This is a genomic window from Bacillus cereus group sp. RP37, from assembly GCF_040459695.1.
GTDB lineage: Bacteria > Bacillota > Bacilli > Bacillales > Bacillaceae_G > Bacillus_A.
This window is the reverse complement of record NZ_JARVHP010000001.1, coordinates 5,135,001-5,156,514: the sequence shown is the minus strand read 5'-3', so window position 1 is coordinate 5,156,514 and position 21,514 is coordinate 5,135,001. Positions and strand designations below refer to the sequence as shown.

Here is a 21,514-nt window from a genome sequence, read left to right as displayed (position 1 = left end):
AGTCCCTTTTTTACCCCGCATTAACTGCCCGTAAAAGCCCGATTGGTTCAACTAATAATCAGAGGGACACCCCTCTCTAATTAAAGCTTCACTTTATTTACTAGATGAAGTTTGTTTCAATACAAATTGCTCGATTGCATGAGCAACACCGTGTTCATTGTTTGTTAATGTCACAACATCACATAGTTTTTTTACATCTTCTTCAGCATTTCCCATTGCAACTGATAAACCAGCTACTTCTAACATGGGTACATCGTTAAAATTGTCACCGATAGCAACTGTATCTTCAATTGGTATGTTAAAGTGGGCTGCCATTTGTTTCAGCCCATTCCCTTTATGCCCATTCTTATCCATAATTTCTAAGTTAGTAGGAGCAGATGCTGTAACCATAATATCAGTGTCTTCTTGTAACATACTTAATAGCTGTGCGCGATGCTCTGCATTAAATGTCAAAATAAAGAATTTAGATATTTCTAGTTCTGGATTATTTACAACATCTTCGATTTTTTGGAAATCAGTAATTAAGTTTGATTTCTTTTGTTTTTCTGTAATTCTTTCGAGTTCCTCAAGTGTAACATCTAGTGCATGCTTGTTTTCTTCGAACGCTTGCATGACTTGATTTTGCCATGTATATGGAGAATAAACTCCTTTATTCGTATATAGCTTATAAGGAAAACCTTCAGATTCTAGTAATTTTGCAAGCTTGTATACTTTATCATTTTGTAAACAACGCGAGTTAATTACTTTTCCATCCACATAAACAATTGCCCCATTGCTCGCTCCAACTGGAAGAGATAGTTTATATTCTTCCAATAATTTCAAAGCATCCTCTTTTGCACGGCCAGAACAAATCATTACGATATGACCGGCTTCTTTTGCAGTTTGGATTGCTTGTAAGTTCTCTTTGGAGATTTCGAGATTAGATGATAGTAGCGTACCATCCATATCTAATGCGATTAATTTCAAAATGACCACCTCTTTGTTTTTATTATACATAGTTATATAGAGGAAACATATAAACTTATCTTGGAAAGATGGTGTTTTATCCCGTATTAACTGTCAGTAAAGTTTTAATAGGTTCACTGTCATTTATTAGAGTTTTACTTTGATTTGTAACAAAAGTAGGGAGAGAAATGATTATATTTCGTTTTATGACTGTAATGTTACACGAATGTTACAAACGTGAACTTAGTAGAAAGTGCATTAAAACAAGGTTTTTGAGGGTGTTTATAAAAAAACGTAAAAAAAGTGTAATAAAATTTACGTAATTATATTGCAACGTAATAATAGTTATGTTACATTAATGTTACAAACGTTACGTTATTAAATTTAATGTAACGCTAACATAAAAACTATGAAATAAACATTTCTTAGAAATTACATATAGATAACTTATTAAAAAGGAGGATACATAAAATGAAAGAGCAAGTATTACAAGTAACAAAAGGTGACTTCGTAGGATCAGCAAGTGGAGCAGTAGTATTAACAGCATTAATCGTATTTCTATCAAGCGTATTAGTATAATAAAAGTTTTGTGACAAAAGAAAATAGAAGGGAGAATGAAAGATATGAAAGAGCAAGTATTACAAGTAACAAAAGGTGACTTCGTAGGATCAGCAAGTGGAGCAGTAGTATTAACAGCGTTAATCGTATTTCTATCAAGCGTATTAGTATAATAAAAGTTTTGTAATAAAAGAAAAAGAGAGGAGAATGCAAAATGAAAGAGCAAGTATTACAAGTAACAAAAGGTGACTTCGTAGGATCAGCAAGTGGAGCAGTAGTATTAACAGCATTAATCGTATTTCTATCAAGCGTATTAGTATAATAAAAGTTTTGTGACAAAAGAAAATAGAAGGGAGAATGAAAGATATGAAAGAGCAAGTATTACAAGTAACAAAAGGTGACTTCGTAGGATCAGCAAGTGGAGCAGTAGTATTAACAGCGTTAATCGTATTTCTATCAAGCGTATTAGTATAATAAAAATTTTAAATCTCACAAAATGAAAGGAGAATGAGGAATATGAACAGTGAACAAGTGTTACAAGTAACAAAAACAGATTTATTAGGATCATTAGGTGGAGCGGTAGTATTAACATCATTTATTCTATTCCTTGCAAATGTATTAGTATGAGACATATAAATACAATCATTCAAAAAAAATAAAGACTCTAGCATATTAGTAAGTAGTTAATATGTTGGGGTCTTTTTTGTTTTTCTTCTATATATTCCTTCAAGTATTAACAGTCTCCCTTTATCTTGTAAAACTTCATTGATTAAAGTTTCACTTTATTTTAAAGAGAAAAAAGTCGAATTTTATATGTAAGAAAAAAAGAGGAATTTGACAGAAAAGATAGAAAATTTTAAAGGTCAGAATTTGTTAGCTTGCTAACTAATTTCTATTAATCGATGTTGGAAGCGTTTTCGGTTGGTTTTAAGTATGGACCATTTAATCTATTTACAGGGGGATGAGGATTTTATGAAACAAAAATCTATGGATACGCTAGCTGCACAAATGGAGGACTTTTTTCCAGTACGTGATGTAGATCATTTGGAATTTTACGTAGGGAATGCAAAGCAATCAAGTTATTATCTTGCGAGAGCATTCGGATTCAAAATTGTGGCTTACTCTGGATTAGAAACTGGTAACCGTGAAAAGGTATCTTATGTTCTTGTGCAAAAAAATATGCGTTTTGTTGTGTCTGGAGCTTTAAGTAGCGACAATCGTATCGCAGAGTTTGTAAAGACTCATGGTGATGGTGTGAAAGACGTGGCATTACTTGTTGATGATGTTGATAAAGCATACTCGGAAGCAGTAAAACGTGGTGCCGTCGCAATTGCTCCGCCTGTAGAGTTAACGGACGAGGACGGTACATTGAAAAAAGCAGTTATTGGTACGTATGGTGATACAATTCACACGCTTGTAGAGCGTAAAAATTATAAAGGAACATTTATGCCAGGATTCCAAAAGGTCGAGTTTAATATTCCATTTGAAGAGTCAGGGTTAATTGCTGTAGACCATGTAGTTGGTAATGTTGAAAAAATGGAAGAGTGGGTTAGTTATTATGAGAACGTTATGGGCTTTAAACAAATGATCCATTTTGATGATGACGACATTAGTACAGAGTACTCGGCGTTAATGTCAAAAGTAATGACGAATGGAAGTCGTATTAAGTTCCCTATTAACGAACCGGCAGATGGAAAGCGAAAATCACAAATTCAAGAATATCTAGAATTCTATAATGGAGCAGGTGTACAACATCTTGCTTTACTAACAAGCGATATCGTTAAAACAGTGGAAGCGCTTCGTGCAAATGGCGTGGAGTTTTTAGATACACCCGATACTTATTATGATGAGTTAAGTGCACGAGTTGGAAAAATTGATGAGGAAATTGATAGGTTAAAAGAATTAAAGATTTTAGTAGATCGTGATGAGGAAGGCTACTTACTACAAATCTTTACGAAACCAATTGTAGATCGTCCAACTTTATTTATTGAGATCATTCAACGTAAAGGTTCTCGCGGATTTGGAGAAGGGAACTTTAAAGCATTATTCGAATCAATTGAAAGAGAACAAGAGCGTCGCGGAAATTTATAAAATTTATATCCACCAGCAAAAATTATTTTGTTGGTGGAAATTTCATTTTCATAGGGAGGAATCATGATGAAATTTGTTACATTTCGTCTTCCTTCAAAAGAAATGCGAGCTGGATGGCTTGAAGGTGACAAAGTAATTGATATGAATCTTGCTAGTGATGGGAAATTACCTTCTTCTATGTTCGCCTTTTTAGAGAAAGCGGATGAGTATGTAGAAGTATTGCGTAAGATTAAGAATCCGGAAAAGGGTGTATATTCCTTAGAGGAAGTACAATTAGCGGCGGCAATTCCTAATCCGAGTAGTATTCGGGATTTTTACGCGTTTGAACAGCACGTAAAAACGGCTCGTGGCCGAAGAGGGCTAGATGTTGTACCTGAATGGTACGATTTCCCGGTTTTTTATTTTACGAACCATCGTGCTGTAATTGGTCCTGATGATTTTGTAATCGGTCCGAAGAAATCTAAAAAACTTGATTATGAGTTAGAGATTGCTTGCGTAATCGGGAAAGAAGGAAGAAATATTTCTCGTGAGCAAGCAGAAGAATACATTTTTGGTTATTGTATTATGAATGACTGGAGTGCAAGGGACTTACAAGCAACAGAAATGAAGGTAGGACTCGGTCCGGCAAAAGGAAAAGATTTTGCAACTTCATTAGGAGCGCACCTTGTTACGAAAGAGGAACTAGCTGTGTATCGTAACGGTGACCGCTATGAGTTAGAAATGACTGCTCATGTAAATGGAAAGCTATTATCAAAGGGGAACTTCCAAGATATTTACTATACATTTGCTGAAATGATTGAACGTGCTTCAGAAGACGTTACTTTATATCCAGGCGATGTGATTGGTTCTGGGACAGTAGGAACAGGTTGTATTTTAGAACTGGGTACGGAAGAGTGGCTGCAAGATGGAGATGTTGTAGAACTTACGATTACTGGTTTAGGTACGTTACGTAATACGGTCAAAAAAGAAATGGAAGCAGGTGATGGGCATGTTTTATCGTCACATGGGGGAGCTACCTCATAAACGACATGTACAATTCCGTAAAAAGGATGGATCGCTTTATCGTGAACAGGTAATGGGAACGAAAGGCTTTTCTGGTACGCAGTCTATTTTGTATCATCATTATATGCCAACGGAAGTATCGCATTCGGCAGTATCACATTCCTGTCAGTTGCAGTATGAAGAAGATGTAGCTCTTGCTCACCGTCATTTTCGCACGAAAGAAAATAAAAAAACTGGTGATGCAGTAAGTGGAAGAAACTTTATGCTTGGGAATGAGGATTTATTAATTGGAGTAGTGACTCCAACAGAAAAAATGGACTATTTCTACCGTAATGGCGATGGAGATGAAATGTTATTTGTTCATTACGGAACAGGGAAAATTGAAACGATGTTTGGAACGATTCACTATCGAAAAGGTGATTATGTAACGATTCCAATTGGCACAATCTATCGTGTTATTCCAGATGAAGGAGAGACTAAGTTTCTTGTTGTAGAGGCAAATAGTCAAATTACAACGCCGCGTCGCTACCGCAATGAATACGGACAATTGTTAGAGCATAGTCCGTTTTGTGAGAGGGATATTCGTGGTCCTGAAAAATTAGAGACGTATGATGAAAAAGGTGAGTTTGTCGTAATGACAAAGTCGCGAGGGTATATGCATAAACATGTTTTAGGGCACCATCCGTTAGATGTTGTTGGATGGGATGGCTATTTATATCCGTGGGTCTTTAATGTAGAGGACTTTGAACCGATCACAGGCCGTATTCATCAGCCACCTCCAGTACATCAAACGTTTGAAGGTCACAATTTCGTTATTTGCTCTTTCGTACCACGTTTATACGACTATCATCCAGAATCTATTCCGGCACCATATTATCATAGTAACGTGAATAGTGATGAAGTACTGTACTATGTAGAAGGAAACTTTATGAGCCGGAAAGGTGTGGAAGAAGGTTCTATTACACTTCATCCGAGCGGAATTCCTCATGGGCCGCACCCTGGGAAAACAGAGGCGAGTATAGGGAAGAAAGAAACGCTTGAATTAGCTGTTATGATAGATACATTCCGTCCGCTTCGTATTGTAAAACAAGCACATGAGACGGAAGATGAAAAATATATGTATAGCTGGATTGAAGAAGGTTCACATACTGTGAAATAAGTAAAAAGAGGCATGCTCACTTAGTGAGCATGCCTCTTTTATGGAATCGACATGTATAATAATACCAAAAAAAGTTATAGAAAGATATATAGAAAGAAGGATAAGGATAGGACATATTCAGAAGAATTTCTACTTATTTCGACAAAAGTATTGACTAGGAAAAGTGCTATGAGTAAAATAAAAAAGCGAATTAAAAATTTTCAGAAAATTTAAAACTTGGAGGAGCATGCTATGAAGCAAATTTTTCAAAAGAAGCCTATTGCAAAGTTAATGCAAGAGAGTAAGCAAAAGACATTAGCAAGAACATTGGGCGCATTGGATTTAACTATGCTTGGAATCGGGGCAATTGTTGGAACAGGTATTTTTGTTCTAACGGGCGTGGTGGCAGCAAAACACTCTGGACCAGCTATTATATTATCATTTGCGATAGCCGCGTTAGCCTGTGCCTTTGCTGCATTTTGTTATGCTGAATTCGCTTCTTCAGTTCCCGTCTCAGGCAGTGTGTATACGTACACATATGCGACGATGGGAGAGGTATTCGCATTTTTAATTGGATGGGACTTAATGCTTGAATATTTACTCGCTACATCTGCTGTAGCAAACGGTTGGTCCGCTTATTTTCAATCTTTATTAAAGGGATTTGGGATTCATATTCCGACTATTCTCTCCTCAGCACCTGGTACAGGGAAGGGTGGAATAATTGATTTACCTGCAGTTTTAATTATTTTAATTATGACAGTTCTTTTATCTAGAGGTGTTCGTGAAAGTGCACGAATAAATAACATTATGGTGTTTATTAAATTAGCGGTTGTTCTTATTTTTATCTTTGCTGGTTTTAATTATGTAAAACCTGAAAATTGGACACCTTTTATGCCGTTTGGCTTAGATGGTGTAATGGCTGGAGCTGCTACGGTGTTCTTTGCATTCATAGGATTTGATGCAGTTTCAACAGCTGCAGAGGAAGTGAAACGTCCACAACGTGATTTACCAATTGGCATTATTGCATCTTTATTAATTTGTACGGTTCTTTATATTGTCGTTTCACTTATTTTGACAGGAATTGTTCCATACGGACAGTTGAATATATCAGATCCAGTTGCTTTTGCACTTCAATTTATTGGACAAGATAGTTTAGCTGGAGTAATTTCAGTAGGGGCAATTACGGGAATCACAACAGTAATGTTAGTTATGATGTATGGGCAAGTACGTGTTTCGTATGCAATGAGTAGAGATGGATTATTGCCGAAGCGCCTTGCTAAAGTCCATCCGAAATTTAAAACACCATTTTTAAATACATGGACAACAGGAATTATTGCAGCACTTATTTCAGGATTAATAGATTTAAATGTGTTAGCGCATCTTGTAAATATGGGGACTTTGTCAGCCTTTGCACTTGTAGCTGTTGCTGTTATTGTAATGAGAAGAACTCATCCTGATTTACCAAGGGCATTTAAGGCGCCGCTTGTACCATTTTTACCAGCATTAACGGTGATTTTTTGTTTATACTTAATGCTTCAGTTATCCGGGACTGCTTGGATTAGTTTTGGGGTATGGATGGTTATCGGTATTGCGGTTTACTTCTTATATAGCCGAAAACATAGTGCGTTAAATAATAGTAAAGACGAAGAAGATGCAGCAAATTTATAAGTCGAAAAATCCATTCTAATTCTGTTAGGATGGATTTTTTATTTTGAAAATTTACATTTTTCTGAATTAGTTATAAGATAATTGTTGGCGAACGAAAGGGGTGAAATGATGAAAAATACGTGGCGTGAGTTAAGGGAGATGGACCGTAACGTATGGATTCGATTTATTGGAGAGACGTTAAATGGAATTGCGATGATGATGTTGATGCCTTTTTTTGCATTATATTTAAAAGATAAGGTAGATTCGTTATTGCAGGTCGGAGTGATTATGGCGCTTTCTCCAATTGCAGCAAGCTTTGGATCAATTATAGGGGGAAGAATTGCTGATATATATGGAAGAAAGCCGATTATGATATTTTCGATGACGAGTAATGCGGTGTTAATGCTCGGTTTTTTATTTATAGAAGGATTTATTCCGTATGCGATTTTATCTATTTTTTTAGGGTTAAGTAATTCGCTATTTCATCCAGCTGCATCAGCGATGGTTGCGGATGTAACAACGCCAGAAAAAAGAACAGAAGCATACGGTTTATTACGAATGGGGCACAATATAGGTGCTGCAATTGGCCCGATAATGGGCGCTTCAGTAGTTATGTTGTCGAAGAACCTTGTGTTTATTATTGCCTCGTCTACGATGTTATTTTATGCATTACTTGTATTCATTCTTATTCAAGAGACAATGCCAAAGAGCGCGAATAAAGAAGAGAATAAAGAAAAGGAATCAGGGGCGGTTTGGAAAATTGTAATGAGAGATAAGGCACTAATGATTTATTTGTTAGCAGGTATCATTATTTCGATGGGATTTTCTCAAACAGAAGGCATGTTGCCGCTGCACTTTGATAATGAAATGAAAGGCATTTTTGGGATTAACAATCCATACCCATATTTAATGGCTTTAAATGGACTATTAGTTGTGTTGTTCCAATTTCAAATTTCAAAATGGGCCACAGATAAACCTGTCGGAAAGACGATGTTATATGGCGCATGTTTGTTCGGGATTGGTTTGTTCTTTATAGGATGGTTACCGAAGTGGTTTGGAGAATTCGATGCAAATGCTACGATTATTTTAATAACGTTGTTGTTCGTTTATGCCATATATACGTTAGGTGAGATGATTATGTCGCCTGTACAGATGACGTTTGTAGCGAATTTGGCCCCTGAGCACTTGAGAGGGACTTATATGGGAGCTGCAAGTTTGCAGTGGATTACAGGAGGTGCATTCGGTCCGCTTCTTGGAGGTTTTTTATTGGATCGATTACTTGGCCACTTTCTATTTACAATTTTAGCTGTAGGATGTGTAGTTGCAGGTATTGTATATGTTTCTTTAGATCATCTCGTTGAAGAAAGGCAAAAAGGCACAATGACCAAACAATCTTCTTAATGAGTAGATGACATACACAAAAAGGGGATTTCTACATATTCTAGGTACATAACTAGAGTGGGGTGCAATTTTATATATTTATGAAGAAAGTTAAGTGGAAAAAGTATAGAAAACCAATAAGTGGAGTCATTTATTTATTTGTGGAAGTTACATTTTATTTCAAATAGGAACTACCTATTTTTATAAAAAGTGCTAAAATAGAAAAATGAAAACAATTGGTTAGGGTGATTTCAGTGACAAAAATTAAATTAGGTTTATTATATGGTGGAAAATCAGCTGAGCATCAAGTTTCGCTACAAACGGCTCTTGCTGCTATTAAAGCATTAAATCAAGATAAATTCGAGATTCATCCAATTTATATTACAGAACAAGGTCAATGGGTGCGCGGTGAGCGTATCGAAGGTGAAGTAACAGATGTTGAAGTTCTAAAAATGAGCGGTGCAGAAAATGCGATTTCTCCGTTATCATTAAGCACAGAAATCATTCCATCTGCAGCTTCTGAGGAAAATGCTATCGACGTTATTTTTCCATTATTACATGGACCAAATGGTGAAGATGGAACGGTTCAAGGATTATTAGAATTAATGAACATTCCTTATGTAGGAAATGGTGTTCTAGCATCTGCTGCTGGTATGGATAAAGTTGTTATGAAAAACATCTTTGCAGAAGCTGGATTAAAACAAGCAAAATATGCATCATTTATTCGTAGCGTATGGGAAAAAAATCGTGAAACAGCATATGAAAAAGTAGAAGAAGTATTAGGATATCCTTGCTTCGTAAAACCAGCAAACCTTGGTTCAAGTGTTGGTATTAATAAGTGTAAAAATCGTGAAGAACTTGAGAATGCATTTGAAGAGGCGTTCCAATTTGACCGTAAAATTATTGTAGAAGAAAATATTGTTGGACGTGAAGTAGAAGTTGGTGTACTAGGTAATGATGAACCGAAATGTTCAGTTGTAGGTGAAATCGTACCGAAAAAAGACTTCTATGATTATAAGTCGAAATATATCGATGGCGATACAGCGTTAATTATTCCAGCTGAAATGACAGAAGAAGAGTCTAATGTCATTAAGCGAGATGCGATTATTGCATTCCAATCTTTAGATAGTGCTGGCTTAACAAGAGCTGATTTCTTCTTAACAAAAGACGGAGAAGTATATATTAACGAAGTGAATACGATGCCAGGATTTACGCCGTTTAGTATGTTCCCTCTACTATGGCAACATACTGGATTACCGTATCCGGAATTAATTGAAGAGCTAATTCGTTTAGCGATTGAGCGTCACGAAGAAAAACAAAAAATTAAATATACAATCTAACAAAAAAGGAGGAGGCACTATTCGCAGGAATAGTGCTTCCTCTATGTAAGGAGTGTTTTCATGATAAATCGAACGTTAAAACAAGTAGAACAGATGATAAATGGTACGGGATTAGCAGCGCAATATGAGGGAATTACTATACAAGGAGTGTCTATCGATACGAGAAAAATCGAAAAAGGAAACCTATATGTTCCGATTCAAGGTGAACGTTTCGATGGACATGCTTTTGTAGATAAAGCTGTTGCAAATGGAGCTGTGGCGACATTATGGATGAAAAATGTAGCAAATCCACCTGAGAATCTTCCAGTTATTTTTGTAGAAGACACGCTATCAGCATTACAAATGTTAGCGAAAAACTATCGCGATCAATTGGATGTTAAAGTTATTGGTGTGACAGGTAGTAACGGTAAAACATCTACAAAAGATATTGTAACAAGTCTTCTTGCGACTAGATTCAAAGTTCAAAAAACAGAAGGAAACTTCAATAACCATATCGGATTACCTCTTACTATTTTAAACTTAGAAGAAAATACAGAAGTAGCTGTATTAGAAATGGGTATGTCAAGCCGAGGGGAAATTGAATTCTTATCTAAGTTAGCTCGTCCAAATGCAGCTATCATTACAAACATTGGTGAGGCACATTTAATGGACTTAGGTTCTCGTGAGGCAATTGCTGAAGCGAAATTAGAAATTGTGACAGGATTACAAGAAGGTGGAGTATTCGTATATAACGGAGATGAGCCATTATTAACAAATCGTGTTCCCGAAATGAATTTAATAGCTGAAACAGTTACGTTTGGTGATGCTAGAGCAAATGATTATTATCCAACGACTGTAGCATTACAGGCGACTGGGACACATTTTAAAATGAATAGAGATGAAAATATTTCATTCTACTTACCAGTATTGGGAAAACATAATGTGTATAATACACTTGCTTCAATGGCAATTGCGAAACATTTTGGTGTAACATGGGAAGAAATGAAACAAGGTTTAGTAACACTTCAAATGACGGGCATGCGTATGGAAATTGTAAAAACGGATAGTGGATTAACAATTATCAATGATGCTTATAATGCAAGTCCGACAGCTATGGAAGCAGCATTCCATTTAATGAATGGTTTAGATGGATTTGCTAAAAAAATTGTTGTGCTCGGCGATATGTTAGAGCTTGGAGATCAAGAAGTACAGTTTCATTATGAAGTAGGTAAATTAATCGATCCAGCAAAAATCTCATATGTGTTCACATATGGTAAATTAGGAGCTCAAATTGCTGAAGGAGCGAAAATTAATTTCCCAAATGAACGTGTAAAGGCGTATGATAATAAAGAAGAGTTAGTAAAAGAGTTGCAAGCAGTAGTCGATGTGAAAGATGTTGTATTAATAAAAGCATCTCGCGGTATGAAATTGGAAGAAGTAATTACTATGTTGAAATAATTGGTGTATATAAATAGGGATGATAGCCACGAAAATAGAAGAAACTTATAATAAGCGCTTACAGTAAATATAAAAAAATAAAAGTGAAGAAAAAAACTCTGAATATGAAAATAAGGTAACAGTTGGGTTTGCTTTTTACACATACAAAACTTATAATTGATAAAGTGTAATAACGTTTAGAAGTATTTTCGCGAAGAATATACGCCCGTTTATATACGTGAGCATTCAGGAAAAGGGCTTTTCCGCAAATTCGGAAAACGCCTTTTTTTAAATGATAAGTATAGGATAGAAAAGGAGAAGTAACATTGACAACATTTCGAGAATTAGGATTAAGTGAGTCTTTACTACAATCTGTTGAAAGTATGGGCTTTGAAGAGGCTACGCCGATTCAAGCTGAAACAATTCCACATGCATTGCAGGGTAAAGATATTATTGGGCAAGCACAAACAGGTACAGGGAAAACAGCAGCATTCGGATTACCACTATTAGATAAAGTGGATACAAATAAAGAAGCAGTTCAAGGTATTGTTATCGCGCCAACGCGTGAATTAGCAATTCAAGTTGGAGAAGAGTTATACAAAATTGGTAAACATAAGCGCGTTCGTATTCTACCAATTTATGGTGGTCAAGATATTAACCGCCAAATTCGTGCTCTAAAAAAACACCCACACATTATTGTTGGTACGCCGGGTCGTATTTTAGATCATATTAACCGTAAAACACTTCGCTTACAAAACGTAGAGACTGTTGTTCTTGACGAAGCAGATGAAATGTTAAACATGGGCTTCATTGAAGATATTGAAGCGATTTTAACAGATGTGCCAGAAACACATCAAACATTATTATTCTCAGCGACAATGCCAGATCCAATCCGTCGTATTGCTGAGCGTTTCATGACTGAGCCTCAACACATTAAAGTAAAAGCAAAAGAAGTAACAATGCCAAACATTCAGCAGTTCTATTTAGAAGTGCAAGAAAAGAAAAAGTTTGACGTGTTAACACGCTTGCTAGATATTCAATCTCCAGAGCTTGCAATCGTATTCGGTCGTACAAAGCGTCGTGTTGATGAATTATCAGAAGCATTAAACTTACGTGGTTATGCAGCAGAAGGTATTCATGGTGACTTAACACAGGCGAAACGTATGTCTGTATTACGTAAATTTAAAGAAGGTGCTATTGAAGTTCTTGTTGCAACAGACGTTGCTGCACGTGGTCTTGATATTTCAGGTGTAACACACGTATACAACTTCGATATCCCACAAGATCCAGAATCATACGTTCACCGTATCGGTCGTACTGGCCGTGCGGGTAAAAAAGGTATTGCAATGTTATTTGTAACACCACGTGAATCAGGACAATTAAAAAATATCGAGCGCACAACAAAACGTAAAGTTGACCGTATGGAAGCACCGACACTTGACGAGGCATTAGAAGGTCAACAACGTTTAATCGCTGAAAAGCTTCAAAGCACAATCCAAAATGAGAACTTATCATACTACAAGCGTATTGCAGAAGAAATGTTAGAAGAGAATGATTCTGTAACAGTAGTAGCTGCTGCTTTAAAAATGATGACAAAAGAGCCAGATACAACTCCAATCGCTTTAACATCAGAACCACCAGTTGTTTCAAGAGGTGGCGGTTCTAAAAAACGCGGCGGTAACGGAGGCGGATACCGTGATGGTAACCGTAATCGTAGTCGTGACGGACGCGGCGGTGGCGATGGTCGTAACCGTGATCGCAATCGTGATGGACGCGGTGGTGGCGATGGCCGTAACCGTGATCGTAATCGTGATGGTGGTAGCCGTGGTCGTAAAGGTGAAGGTCAAGGTCGCCCTGGATCTTCAAATGGACGTGGCGAAAGAAAACATCATAGCCGTCCACAAGCTTAATAAAAAAGAGAATGCCCTTTGCGGGTATTCTCTTTTTTTATTTCTGTAATTGTACATACTACATAATAACTTGTGTAGAAAAGAGGTGCTACATGCTTGTAAGACTTGGGTATGTTGCGATGAGTGTACATTTAAAGAATGCATCTCCATCTCAAACGATGACATATGCGCAGTTTCAACGAATTGATGATCGGGAGGCTGCAATTCGTAAACTCGAAAGAATTGCCAATTCGAATTTAGAAAATTGTTTACGGTTGTTAAAGCATAATAAAGGGCATGATATATCTTTCTTTCGGCTTAGTTCCAAGCTTGTTCCTTTAGCGAATCATGAGGAGTTGCTAGAGTGGAACTACATTCGTCCGTTGAAAGAAAATTTAAAAGTGCTAGGTGAATACGCAATTCGTATGAACATGCGAATTGATTTCCATCCAGATCATTTTGTTGTACTGAATTCACCTGAAGAGAGTATTTTTAAACAATCCGTAAAGACATTGCAGATGCATAAAAAATTATTAAAAGGTATGGGGATTGAACATAAACAGAGGTGTGTATTGCATGTGGGTGGAGGTTATAACGATAAGGAACTTGCATTAGAACGTTTTATAGAAAATTGGTCGAATGTCCCAAGAGGTATTCAAGAGATGGTCATATTAGAAAATGATGATACGACCTTTTCTTTAGAAGAAACATTGTATTTGGGTGAGAAGTTAGATATTCCAGTCGTGTTTGATTTGCATCACCATATGATGAATCATGATCGAGAAGATTGGCATGAAGATTGGGCTCGTGTTGTACATACGTGGGAATCGTCTTTGTTACCAGTGAAAATGCACATTTCTAGTCCTAGAGAGGGAAAAGACCCGAGAGCACACGCGGACTTTATTGATGTAGATACTTTTTTATCTTTTTTAAAAAAGATAAAGGGAAGTGTTTCGCAAATTGATTGTATGATTGAGGCGAAGAAGAAGGATGAGTCTTTATTTCAACTAATGAGAGATTTAAGTAAACAAACAGATGTAGAAATTGTCGATGGTGCAAGCTTTTATATTAAATAAGCTCTGCACCATCGAGTTTTTTTATCCCGCTATTTGTGGGTTGATTAAAGTTTCACTTTATTAAAAAAGGGGTGCAAATACCGCCAATGATCAATCCTGTTAAATGGCTTATGGGGTTAGCGGAGGGATTGAAGAAAGTGAATAGGAGTAATATACATATCATAATTGAAAAAATAGCAATGTCTCTTGGATTGAAAGAACGATATCGACTATATAATAGAAATAATTGTGCCCCTAGCAATCCAAAAATACCACCAGATGCCCCGGCATGAATATATTCAAGAGGCATAATAAGATAAGAAGAAATATTTCCAAGAATGCCAGAAAGGAAAAAAATAATGATGAAAGAAAAGTGCCCTAGTTGCTTTTCAATAGAAGAGCCAAACACGAATAAACAAATACTATTAGAAAGGAAATGTTGTAAGTCTACATGTACAAGTAGAGAAGTTATGAGACGCCACCATTCTCCTTTAGCGATATATTCATTATAGGCTGCCATGGGAAAGAGAAAAAAGTCGCCTAACATAATCATGACTAATTGTATGAGAAGTAAAGCGATGACGATTGGTTGTAAGGAAATGCGGAAAGATGGTATTAGCATGTTGTTAGTATCACTCCTTTTGCATCAGAAAGATTCTCTGTTATTCTTACAATATGAAAGAAGAAAGCTAAATAGAAGAAGGGGATTTTGAAATGATTGTAGGGATTGGAATCGATATTATTGAATTGAATCGAATTGAAAAAATGCTAGATGGAAAACTTAAATTTATGGAACGTATTTTAAATGAAAATGAACGTAATGTTGCTAAGGAGTTGAAAGGAAGTCGCCTTATAGAGTTTGTGGCTGGAAGATTTGCAGCAAAAGAGGCGTATTCAAAAGCGGTAGGGACTGGTATCGGGAAAGAAGTAAGTTTTTTAGATATTGAAGTAAGAAATGATGATAGAGGTAAGCCAATTCTTGTTACAAGTACAGAGCATATTGTTCATTTATCAATTAGTCATAGTAAGGAATTTGCTGTTGCTCAAGTTGTTTTAGAAAGCTCGTCACGCTAGTCTGCATATTTTATATCTTTGTCTCATATATTTGATGTAGCGATAAGGAAGGTACATCTTCCATTCATTTATAGGGGCAAAGGGGCTGAAGTGATGAAAAGGCGTCTGTTTTTAGTTCTTGTCGGTTTATTAACCGTTTTTGTGTTGGCGGGTTGTATGGAAAAGAAACAAGATGATGTTGTGAGAGATTTAGAGGCGAAAGTAAAAGGGATGAAAAGTTATCAAGCTGAAGCAAAATTATCTATTAAAACAGGGAATGAGCCTCAGGAGTACAAGGTAGAAATATGGCATAAGGAACCTTCTTTTTATCGTGTGAATTTGCAGAATGCGAAAAAAGATCAAAGCCAAATTATTTTAAGAAATGAAGAAGGGGTATTTGTATTAACGCCAGCGCTTAATAAGAGTTTCCGTTTCCAAAGTGATTGGCCGCAAAATAGTAGCCAGGCTTATTTATATGAATCACTTGTGAGAGACATTTTACAGGATAAGAAAAACCTTACTTTTGAAAAAACAGATAAGTATTATATTTTTAAAACAAAAACAAACTATCAACATCAAAACATGTTGCCAAAACAAGAGATTACATTGAAGAAAAGTGATTTAACACCAGTTTCGGTGAAGTTAATGGATAATGATCAAAATGTTCTTGTGAAAGTAGATTTCTCAAAAGTGAAATTTGATGCGAAATTTGATAAAGGTGCATTTGATACGAAACAAAATATGTCTAGAGCGCAAGTAGATGTTCAAACGACAGCGAAAGAAGACAAACCATTTGCTGTTTTGTATCCGCGTGATACGCCGCAAGGTATGGTTTTGAAAGACGAAAAAGAGTTGAAGACAGACAGTGGCAAGCGTGCGATACTCACATACACTGGAAGTAAGAAATCCTTTACTTTAATACAAGAAAAGGCAAAAGTTGCAGAGGCTTCGTCAGCGATAAGTGTGAGTGGAGAATTGGTTGATCTTGGCTTTACGATTGGTGCATTGACGAAAGACTCTTTAACGTGGTCGCATAACGGAGTAGAATATATGCTCGTGTCTAAAGGTTTAGAGCCGAAGGAGCTGTTAATGGTTGCTCGTTCAGTTACAGAGAAGCAAGTGAAGTAAACTTCTTAGACGTGGTGATATATGTGCACCACGTCTTTTCTTAGTTTGAAGGTGGATTTCATAAAAGAAGCATATAAAAGAATAAGCTTCGCATATCGTGTATAAGGAAGTGTATTTATGGAAGAAGCACCATTTTACCGTGATACTTGGGTGGAAGTGGATTTAGATGCGATCTATAACAATATTACACACATTAAAGATCTCATTCCAAGTGATGTAGAGATTTTTGCTGTAGTTAAAGCGAATGCATATGGACACGATTATGTACCGGTGGCTAAAACGGCATTAGAAGCAGGGGCGACAAGGTTAGCGGTTGCCTTTTTAGATGAAGCTCTAGTGCTCCGAAGGGCTGGTATTACTGTGCCAATTTTAGTGTTAGGTCCTTCCCCGCCTCGTGATGTCAATGTAGCTGCTGAAAATGATGTAGCGTTAACTGTCTTTCAAAAAGAATGGGTGGATGAAGCGATCAAACTTTGGGATGGTTCATCTACAATGAAATACCATATTAATTTCGATAGTGGTATGGGGAGAATTGGAATACGCGAACGCAAAGAATTAAAAGGGTTTTTAAAAAGTTTAGAAGGTGCACCATTTTTAGAATTAGAAGGAGTTTATACACATTTTTCAACAGCGGATGAGGTGGAGACTTCTTACTTTGATAAGCAATATAACACATTTTTGCAGCAGTTAAGTTGGTTGAAAGAGTTCGGAGTGGATCCTAAGTTTGTCCATACAGCTAATAGTGCTGCAACGCTACGTTTTCAAGGGATTACATTTAATGCAGTACGAATTGGCATTGCGATGTATGGGTTATCCCCGTCTGTAGAAATACGCCCTTTTTTACCGTTTAAATTAGAACCAGCGCTATCATTGCATACGAAAGTTGCTCATATTAAACAGGTGATTAAAGGGGATGGGATTAGTTATAACGTCACTTACCGAACGAAGACGGAGGAATGGATTGCAACTGTTGCAATTGGATATGCAGATGGATGGCTTAGAAGATTACAAGGGTTCGAAGTGCTTATAAATGGTAAAAGGGTACCGATTGTAGGTCGAGTAACAATGGATCAATTCATGATACACCTTCCTTGTGAAGTGCCGCTTGGTACGAAAGTTACACTCATTGGAAAACAAGGTGATGAGTATATTAGTGCTACTGAGGTTGCTGAATATTCTGGGACTATTAATTATGAAATTATTGCAACGATAAGCTTCCGTGTGCCGAGAATATTCATACGGCACGGCAAGGTTGTAGAAGTAATCAATTATTTGAACAATATATAGAAGGTAGTATGATTTGCTTCTTGTCATTTGAGAGGACTGTTCATTGGTTAAGAATAAGCTCATTTTTGATGAGAAGCTTTTTACTTATCATTACTTTTAACATAATTTAAAGTGAATTTTGCTGGGAAACTCTTTCGTTTCTTGTTTGTAATAAGATAAAAATAAAAGAATATGAATGTTTTGTTTGTGAATTGGAAAACATAAGCAAGGAATAAGGAAGTCTTTGCAACAGGCTCCATACAATGGTATTATTACAATAGGTGTCATATATATATTTGGGTGTGTAGTTGACGGTGGAGGTGTATTTTTGTGTCCGAATCAAGTGTAACTACTGAAATCGTGGTTCGGTTGCCAAAGCAAATGGTAACGGAATTGGACGGAATTGGAAAACAAGAGAATAAGAATCGCCATGAACTAATTTGCCAGGCAACACAACTGTTATTGCGTCAACATAAGACGAAGAAACGCTACCAACATGAATCAATGCGACGTGGGTACATTGAAATGGGAAAAATTAATCTTGGTATTGCATCGGAAGCTTTCTTAGCAGAGTATGAAGCAGCTCATACAGTAGAACGCTTAGTTAGCGGGGGGTAATATTTTGATTGTAAAACGCGGCGACGTGTATTTTGCAGACCTTTCCCCAGTTGTTGGTTCTGAGCAAGGAGGCGTTCGTCCGGTTCTTGTCATTCAAAATGACATCGGAAATCGTTTTAGTCCAACGGTGATTGTAGCGGCTATTACTGCACAGATTCAAAAAGCTAAATTACCCACTCATGTGGAAATTGATGCGAAAAAGTACGGTTTTGAGAGAGATTCTGTTATTTTACTTGAGCAGATTCGAACAATCGATAAGCAGCGCTTAACGGACAAAATCACTCACTTAGATGAAGTGATGATGATTCGTGTAGATGAAGCGCTACAAATTAGTTTAGGACTAATAGATTTTTAAATCGGCAGTTTAAGTTGCTCTCTTTACAGGGCAACTTTTTTTTATTATAGAGGAGGTTACGGTTGTATATGGAAATGGTAGATAATCGACAAGCGTTAATGAAAATGTTAGTGAAGGAATTAGGCTTTACCGAAAAGCAAGTTCGTCATGTTATTCAATTAACAGAAGAAGGTAACACAGTTCCATTTATTGCTCGTTACCGAAAAGAATGGACAGGCTCTTTAGATGAGGTGCAAATTCGTACAATTTTAGAGAGATGGCAATATATGATGCAGCTTGAAGATAGGAAAGAAGAGGTTCTTCGTCTTATTGATGAGAAGGGGAAACTGACAGAAGAGTTACGTCAGCAAATTGTTAAAGCTGTAAAGTTGCAAGAAGTAGAAGACTTATATCGTCCATATAAAGAGAAAAGAAGAACGAAAGCAACGATTGCAAAAGAAAAAGGACTAGAGCCGTTAGCTGAATGGTTATTGTTATATAAGAAAGAAGATCCAAATCAGAAGGCAGTGGAGTTTATTGACGCAGAGAAAGAAGTGCAATCTGCAGAAGAAGCATTACAAGGTGCCCAAGACATTATTGCAGAAATCGTTTCAGATGAAGCAGCTTATCGAAGTTGGATTCGGAATGTTACTTTTAGAAAAGGTGTTATGTCTTCGTCCGTGAAAGATGAAGAGAAAGATGAAAAGAATATATATGAAATGTATTACAGTTATGAAGAACCGTTGCAGAAAGTAGTACCGCATCGTGTATTAGCGATGAATCGCGGTGAGAAAGAAGATATATTGAGAGTTTCTGTTGTTCCACCAGTAGATGAGATAGTAACTTTCTTATATAAGAGAGTAATTCGTGATAACGATTCGAAAAGTGCACATTATGTAAAGTTAGCAATTGAGGATGGTTATAAACGATTAATTCAATCCTCCATTGAAAGAGAGATTCGAAAAGAATTAACAGAAACAGCTGAGGAACAAGCGATACATATTTTCTCTGAGAACTTACGTAATTTATTATTACAACCTCCAATGAAAGGAAAGGTTGTGTTAGCTGTAGATCCTGCATATAGAACGGGTTGTAAATTAGCTGTTGTAGATGATACGGGGAAGGTTCTATATATTGATGTTATTTATCCGCATCCACCTGTTCGTAAATATGAAGATGCAAAAACGAAAGTTCTTTCTATTATAGATAAATATCAAGTTGAAATGATTGCGATTGGGAATGGTACAGCTTCTAGAGAATCGGAAGAATTTATAGTTGATGTATTACAAAATGTGAAACAAGAAGTCTTCTATATTATTGTGAACGAAGCTGGTGCGAGTGTGTATTCGGCCTCTGATTTAGCTCGTGAGGAATTTCCGAATTTGCAGGTTGAAGAAAGAAGTGCTGTTTCTATTGGGAGACGTCTGCAAGATCCACTTGCTGAACTTGTGAAGATTGATCCTAAATCAGTTGGGGTTGGACAATACCAACATGATGTATCTCAAAAGAGGTTGAATGAATCATTAACATTTGTAGTAGAGACGGCAGTTAACCAAGTTGGTGTGAATGTAAATACAGCTTCAGTTGCGTTATTGCAATATGTTTCGGGTTTATCGAAAACCGTTGCGAAAAATATTGTGGCAAAGCGTGAAGAAGAAGGGAAATTTACAAAACGAACAGACTTAAAGAAAATACCGCGTCTAGGTGCGAAGACATATGAACAATGCATAGGTTTCTTACGTATATTAGAAGGGGCAAATCCGTTAGATCGAACGGGTATTCATCCAGAACAATATAAAAATGTTGAATTGTTATTGAAGAGTCTAGGGTTATCAAAAGATGACGTAGGGCAATTGCAATTACAAAAGAGCTTGGAAGAAGTGGAGATTTCTAAGTTGTCGCAAGAAACGGGAGTTGGGGAGCCGACATTAGTAGATATTATAGATGCGCTCATTAGTCCGGAGCGAGACATGAGGGATGAGTTGCCTAAACCGCTTCTGAAAAAAGGGATTTTGAAATTAGAAGATTTAAAACGTGGTATGGAACTGGAAGGAACAGTTCGTAACGTTGTTGATTTTGGTGCTTTTGTTGATGTAGGTGTAAAACAAGATGGTTTAGTACATATTTCTAAACTAAGCAAACAGTATGTGAAGCATCCGTTAGATATTGTATCTGTCGGACAAATCGTCAAGGTATGGGTAGATGATATTGATACGAAAAAAGGTCGCGTTGCACTATCCATGTTGCCGATAGAATAGTAAGAGGAGAGAGCGGATGAAACTGCTCTCTTTTTTTATGGGATAAAACGTGTAATGGATTATGAGCTTTGGTGTATTTTGCTATAATAAAACCAGCATTCATTTAGTAATTTAATTTGATACCGGTTTTTTTCAAAATATGCGCGTTGCATTTGTTTTTTTAGCCACGTAGGCATAGGAATCCCTCCTTGTTTAATCCTACTCTCAACAATCTAAGGTACTATTGATGAGAGGTTGGTGAGTGGATTTCTATTCATGCTATATTTTTAGAAACCACGCTTCTTGAATGAGGATGGGTATATGTACTATTTAATATATGTATAAGGGAGGAGAAAAGTGTAAAAATATTTTTTAGTTTAGGAGGAATGAGAGTGGATGAGCAAGAAATACAGCGTC

General features: G+C 36.6%; 24 protein-coding genes (1 of these 24 running past the window's edge). 21 read left to right on the top strand and 3 right to left on the bottom strand.

The features are described from left to right. Nucleotides 1-93: 93 nt before the first annotated feature. Nucleotides 94-966, bottom strand: a complete 873-nt coding sequence (locus tag QCI44_RS27055; protein WP_016089598.1) for a Cof-type HAD-IIB family hydrolase — start codon at nt 964-966, stop codon at nt 94-96. Between the two features lie 450 nt (nt 967-1,416). Between QCI44_RS27055 and QCI44_RS27050 the strand changes: the two genes are divergently transcribed. The 14 genes from QCI44_RS27050 (at nt 1,417) to uvsE (ending at nt 14,482) form a co-directional block, all read left to right on the top strand. Continuing rightward, entirely contained in the window at nt 1,417-1,524 is a 108-nt protein-coding gene (locus QCI44_RS27050; protein ID WP_000664237.1) for a DUF3948 family protein, read from the top strand. A 35-nt stretch (nt 1,525-1,559) separates the two neighbouring features. Next, the gene (locus QCI44_RS27045) at nt 1,560-1,676 is read left to right on the top strand and encodes a DUF3948 family protein (RefSeq protein WP_000654250.1); all 117 of its coding nucleotides are present in this window, start codon (nt 1,560-1,562) and stop codon (nt 1,674-1,676) included. 41 nt (nt 1,677-1,717) lie between these two features. Then, complete coding sequence (locus tag QCI44_RS27040; protein ID WP_000664237.1) at nt 1,718-1,825, top strand: DUF3948 family protein; 108 nt, start codon at nt 1,718-1,720, stop codon at nt 1,823-1,825. 35 nt (nt 1,826-1,860) lie between these two features. Further along, entirely contained in the window at nt 1,861-1,977 is a 117-nt protein-coding gene (locus tag QCI44_RS27035; RefSeq protein ID WP_000654250.1) for a DUF3948 family protein, read from the top strand. 42 nt (nt 1,978-2,019) lie between these two features. Beyond that, nucleotides 2,020-2,130 (top strand): DUF3948 family protein, encoded by a 111-nt coding sequence (locus tag QCI44_RS27030; protein ID WP_001083700.1) that lies wholly within the window; start codon nt 2,020-2,022, stop codon nt 2,128-2,130. Nucleotides 2,131-2,475: 345 nt separating this feature from the next. Continuing rightward, nucleotides 2,476-3,594, top strand: coding sequence for a 4-hydroxyphenylpyruvate dioxygenase (gene hppD, locus QCI44_RS27025; RefSeq protein ID WP_016089597.1), 1,119 nt, complete (start codon nt 2,476-2,478; stop codon nt 3,592-3,594). A gap of 66 nt (nt 3,595-3,660) precedes the next feature. Then, a complete protein-coding gene (locus QCI44_RS27020; RefSeq protein WP_016089596.1) occupies nt 3,661-4,617 on the top strand; it encodes a fumarylacetoacetate hydrolase family protein in 957 nt (318 codons plus the stop codon). Further along, nucleotides 4,583-5,755, top strand: a complete 1,173-nt coding sequence (locus tag QCI44_RS27015) for a homogentisate 1,2-dioxygenase (RefSeq protein WP_000499922.1) — start codon at nt 4,583-4,585, stop codon at nt 5,753-5,755. Before QCI44_RS27020 ends, QCI44_RS27015 begins: the two co-directional genes overlap by 35 nt. Before the next feature lie 231 nt (nt 5,756-5,986). Beyond that, entirely contained in the window at nt 5,987-7,402 is a 1,416-nt protein-coding gene (gene bcaP, locus QCI44_RS27010; RefSeq protein WP_016089595.1) for a branched-chain amino acid transporter BcaP, read from the top strand. Nucleotides 7,403-7,510: 108 nt separating this feature from the next. Further along, nucleotides 7,511-8,782, top strand: a complete 1,272-nt coding sequence (locus QCI44_RS27005) for an MDR family MFS transporter (protein WP_033659611.1) — start codon at nt 7,511-7,513, stop codon at nt 8,780-8,782. Between the two features lie 233 nt (nt 8,783-9,015). Next, entirely contained in the window at nt 9,016-10,101 is a 1,086-nt protein-coding gene (locus tag QCI44_RS27000) for a D-alanine--D-alanine ligase (RefSeq protein WP_016089593.1), read from the top strand. Nucleotides 10,102-10,161: 60 nt separating this feature from the next. Next, nucleotides 10,162-11,538, top strand: a complete 1,377-nt coding sequence (gene murF / locus QCI44_RS26995; protein WP_016089592.1) for a UDP-N-acetylmuramoyl-tripeptide--D-alanyl-D-alanine ligase — start codon at nt 10,162-10,164, stop codon at nt 11,536-11,538. Between the two features lie 305 nt (nt 11,539-11,843). Next, entirely contained in the window at nt 11,844-13,427 is a 1,584-nt protein-coding gene (cshA, locus tag QCI44_RS26990; RefSeq protein ID WP_000206603.1) for a degradosome RNA helicase CshA, read from the top strand. A 92-nt stretch (nt 13,428-13,519) separates the two neighbouring features. Next, nucleotides 13,520-14,482 carry a UV DNA damage repair endonuclease UvsE gene (uvsE, locus tag QCI44_RS26985; protein WP_016089591.1) on the top strand — a complete coding sequence of 321 codons (963 nt, stop codon included), beginning with the start codon at nt 13,520-13,522 and terminating at the stop codon, nt 14,480-14,482. A gap of 52 nt (nt 14,483-14,534) precedes the next feature. On the opposite strand, the gene QCI44_RS26980 is transcribed toward uvsE, so the two are convergent. Continuing rightward, nucleotides 14,535-15,083: a rhomboid family intramembrane serine protease gene (locus QCI44_RS26980; RefSeq protein WP_016089590.1), complete on the bottom strand. Its 549-nt coding sequence runs from the start codon at nt 15,081-15,083 to the stop codon at nt 14,535-14,537. Between the two features lie 92 nt (nt 15,084-15,175). On the opposite strand from QCI44_RS26980, the gene acpS reads away from it, so the two are divergent. The 6 genes from acpS (at nt 15,176) to QCI44_RS26950 (ending at nt 21,118) form a co-directional block, all read left to right on the top strand. Beyond that, nucleotides 15,176-15,535 (top strand): holo-ACP synthase, encoded by a 360-nt coding sequence (gene acpS / locus QCI44_RS26975; RefSeq protein WP_016089589.1) that lies wholly within the window; start codon nt 15,176-15,178, stop codon nt 15,533-15,535. A 156-nt stretch (nt 15,536-15,691) separates the two neighbouring features. Beyond that, the gene (locus QCI44_RS26970; protein WP_016089588.1) at nt 15,692-16,642 is read left to right on the top strand and encodes a LolA family protein; all 951 of its coding nucleotides are present in this window, start codon (nt 15,692-15,694) and stop codon (nt 16,640-16,642) included. A gap of 117 nt (nt 16,643-16,759) precedes the next feature. After that, nucleotides 16,760-17,929 (top strand): alanine racemase, encoded by a 1,170-nt coding sequence (gene alr, locus QCI44_RS26965; protein ID WP_353811509.1) that lies wholly within the window; start codon nt 16,760-16,762, stop codon nt 17,927-17,929. Between the two features lie 309 nt (nt 17,930-18,238). Then, nucleotides 18,239-18,526, top strand: a complete 288-nt coding sequence (locus QCI44_RS26960) for an antitoxin EndoAI (protein ID WP_000004570.1) — start codon at nt 18,239-18,241, stop codon at nt 18,524-18,526. Between the two features lie 4 nt (nt 18,527-18,530). Next, complete coding sequence (gene ndoA, locus QCI44_RS26955; protein WP_000635963.1) at nt 18,531-18,881, top strand: type II toxin-antitoxin system endoribonuclease NdoA; 351 nt, start codon at nt 18,531-18,533, stop codon at nt 18,879-18,881. A gap of 68 nt (nt 18,882-18,949) precedes the next feature. Then, entirely contained in the window at nt 18,950-21,118 is a 2,169-nt protein-coding gene (locus QCI44_RS26950; RefSeq protein ID WP_016089587.1) for a Tex family protein, read from the top strand. Between the two features lie 59 nt (nt 21,119-21,177). On the opposite strand, the gene cmpA is transcribed toward QCI44_RS26950, so the two are convergent. Beyond that, nucleotides 21,178-21,294: a cortex morphogenetic protein CmpA gene (gene cmpA / locus QCI44_RS26945; RefSeq protein WP_001143642.1), complete on the bottom strand. Its 117-nt coding sequence runs from the start codon at nt 21,292-21,294 to the stop codon at nt 21,178-21,180. Between the two features lie 189 nt (nt 21,295-21,483). Between cmpA and QCI44_RS26940 the strand changes: the two genes are divergently transcribed. Beyond that, a protein-coding gene (locus tag QCI44_RS26940; RefSeq protein WP_116329675.1) for a SprT family protein crosses the window boundary here: on the top strand, nt 21,484-21,514 show its beginning. The gene runs 434 nt beyond the window's last position; only the first 31 of its 465 coding nucleotides appear in the window; its start codon is at nt 21,484-21,486; the stop codon falls past the right edge of the window.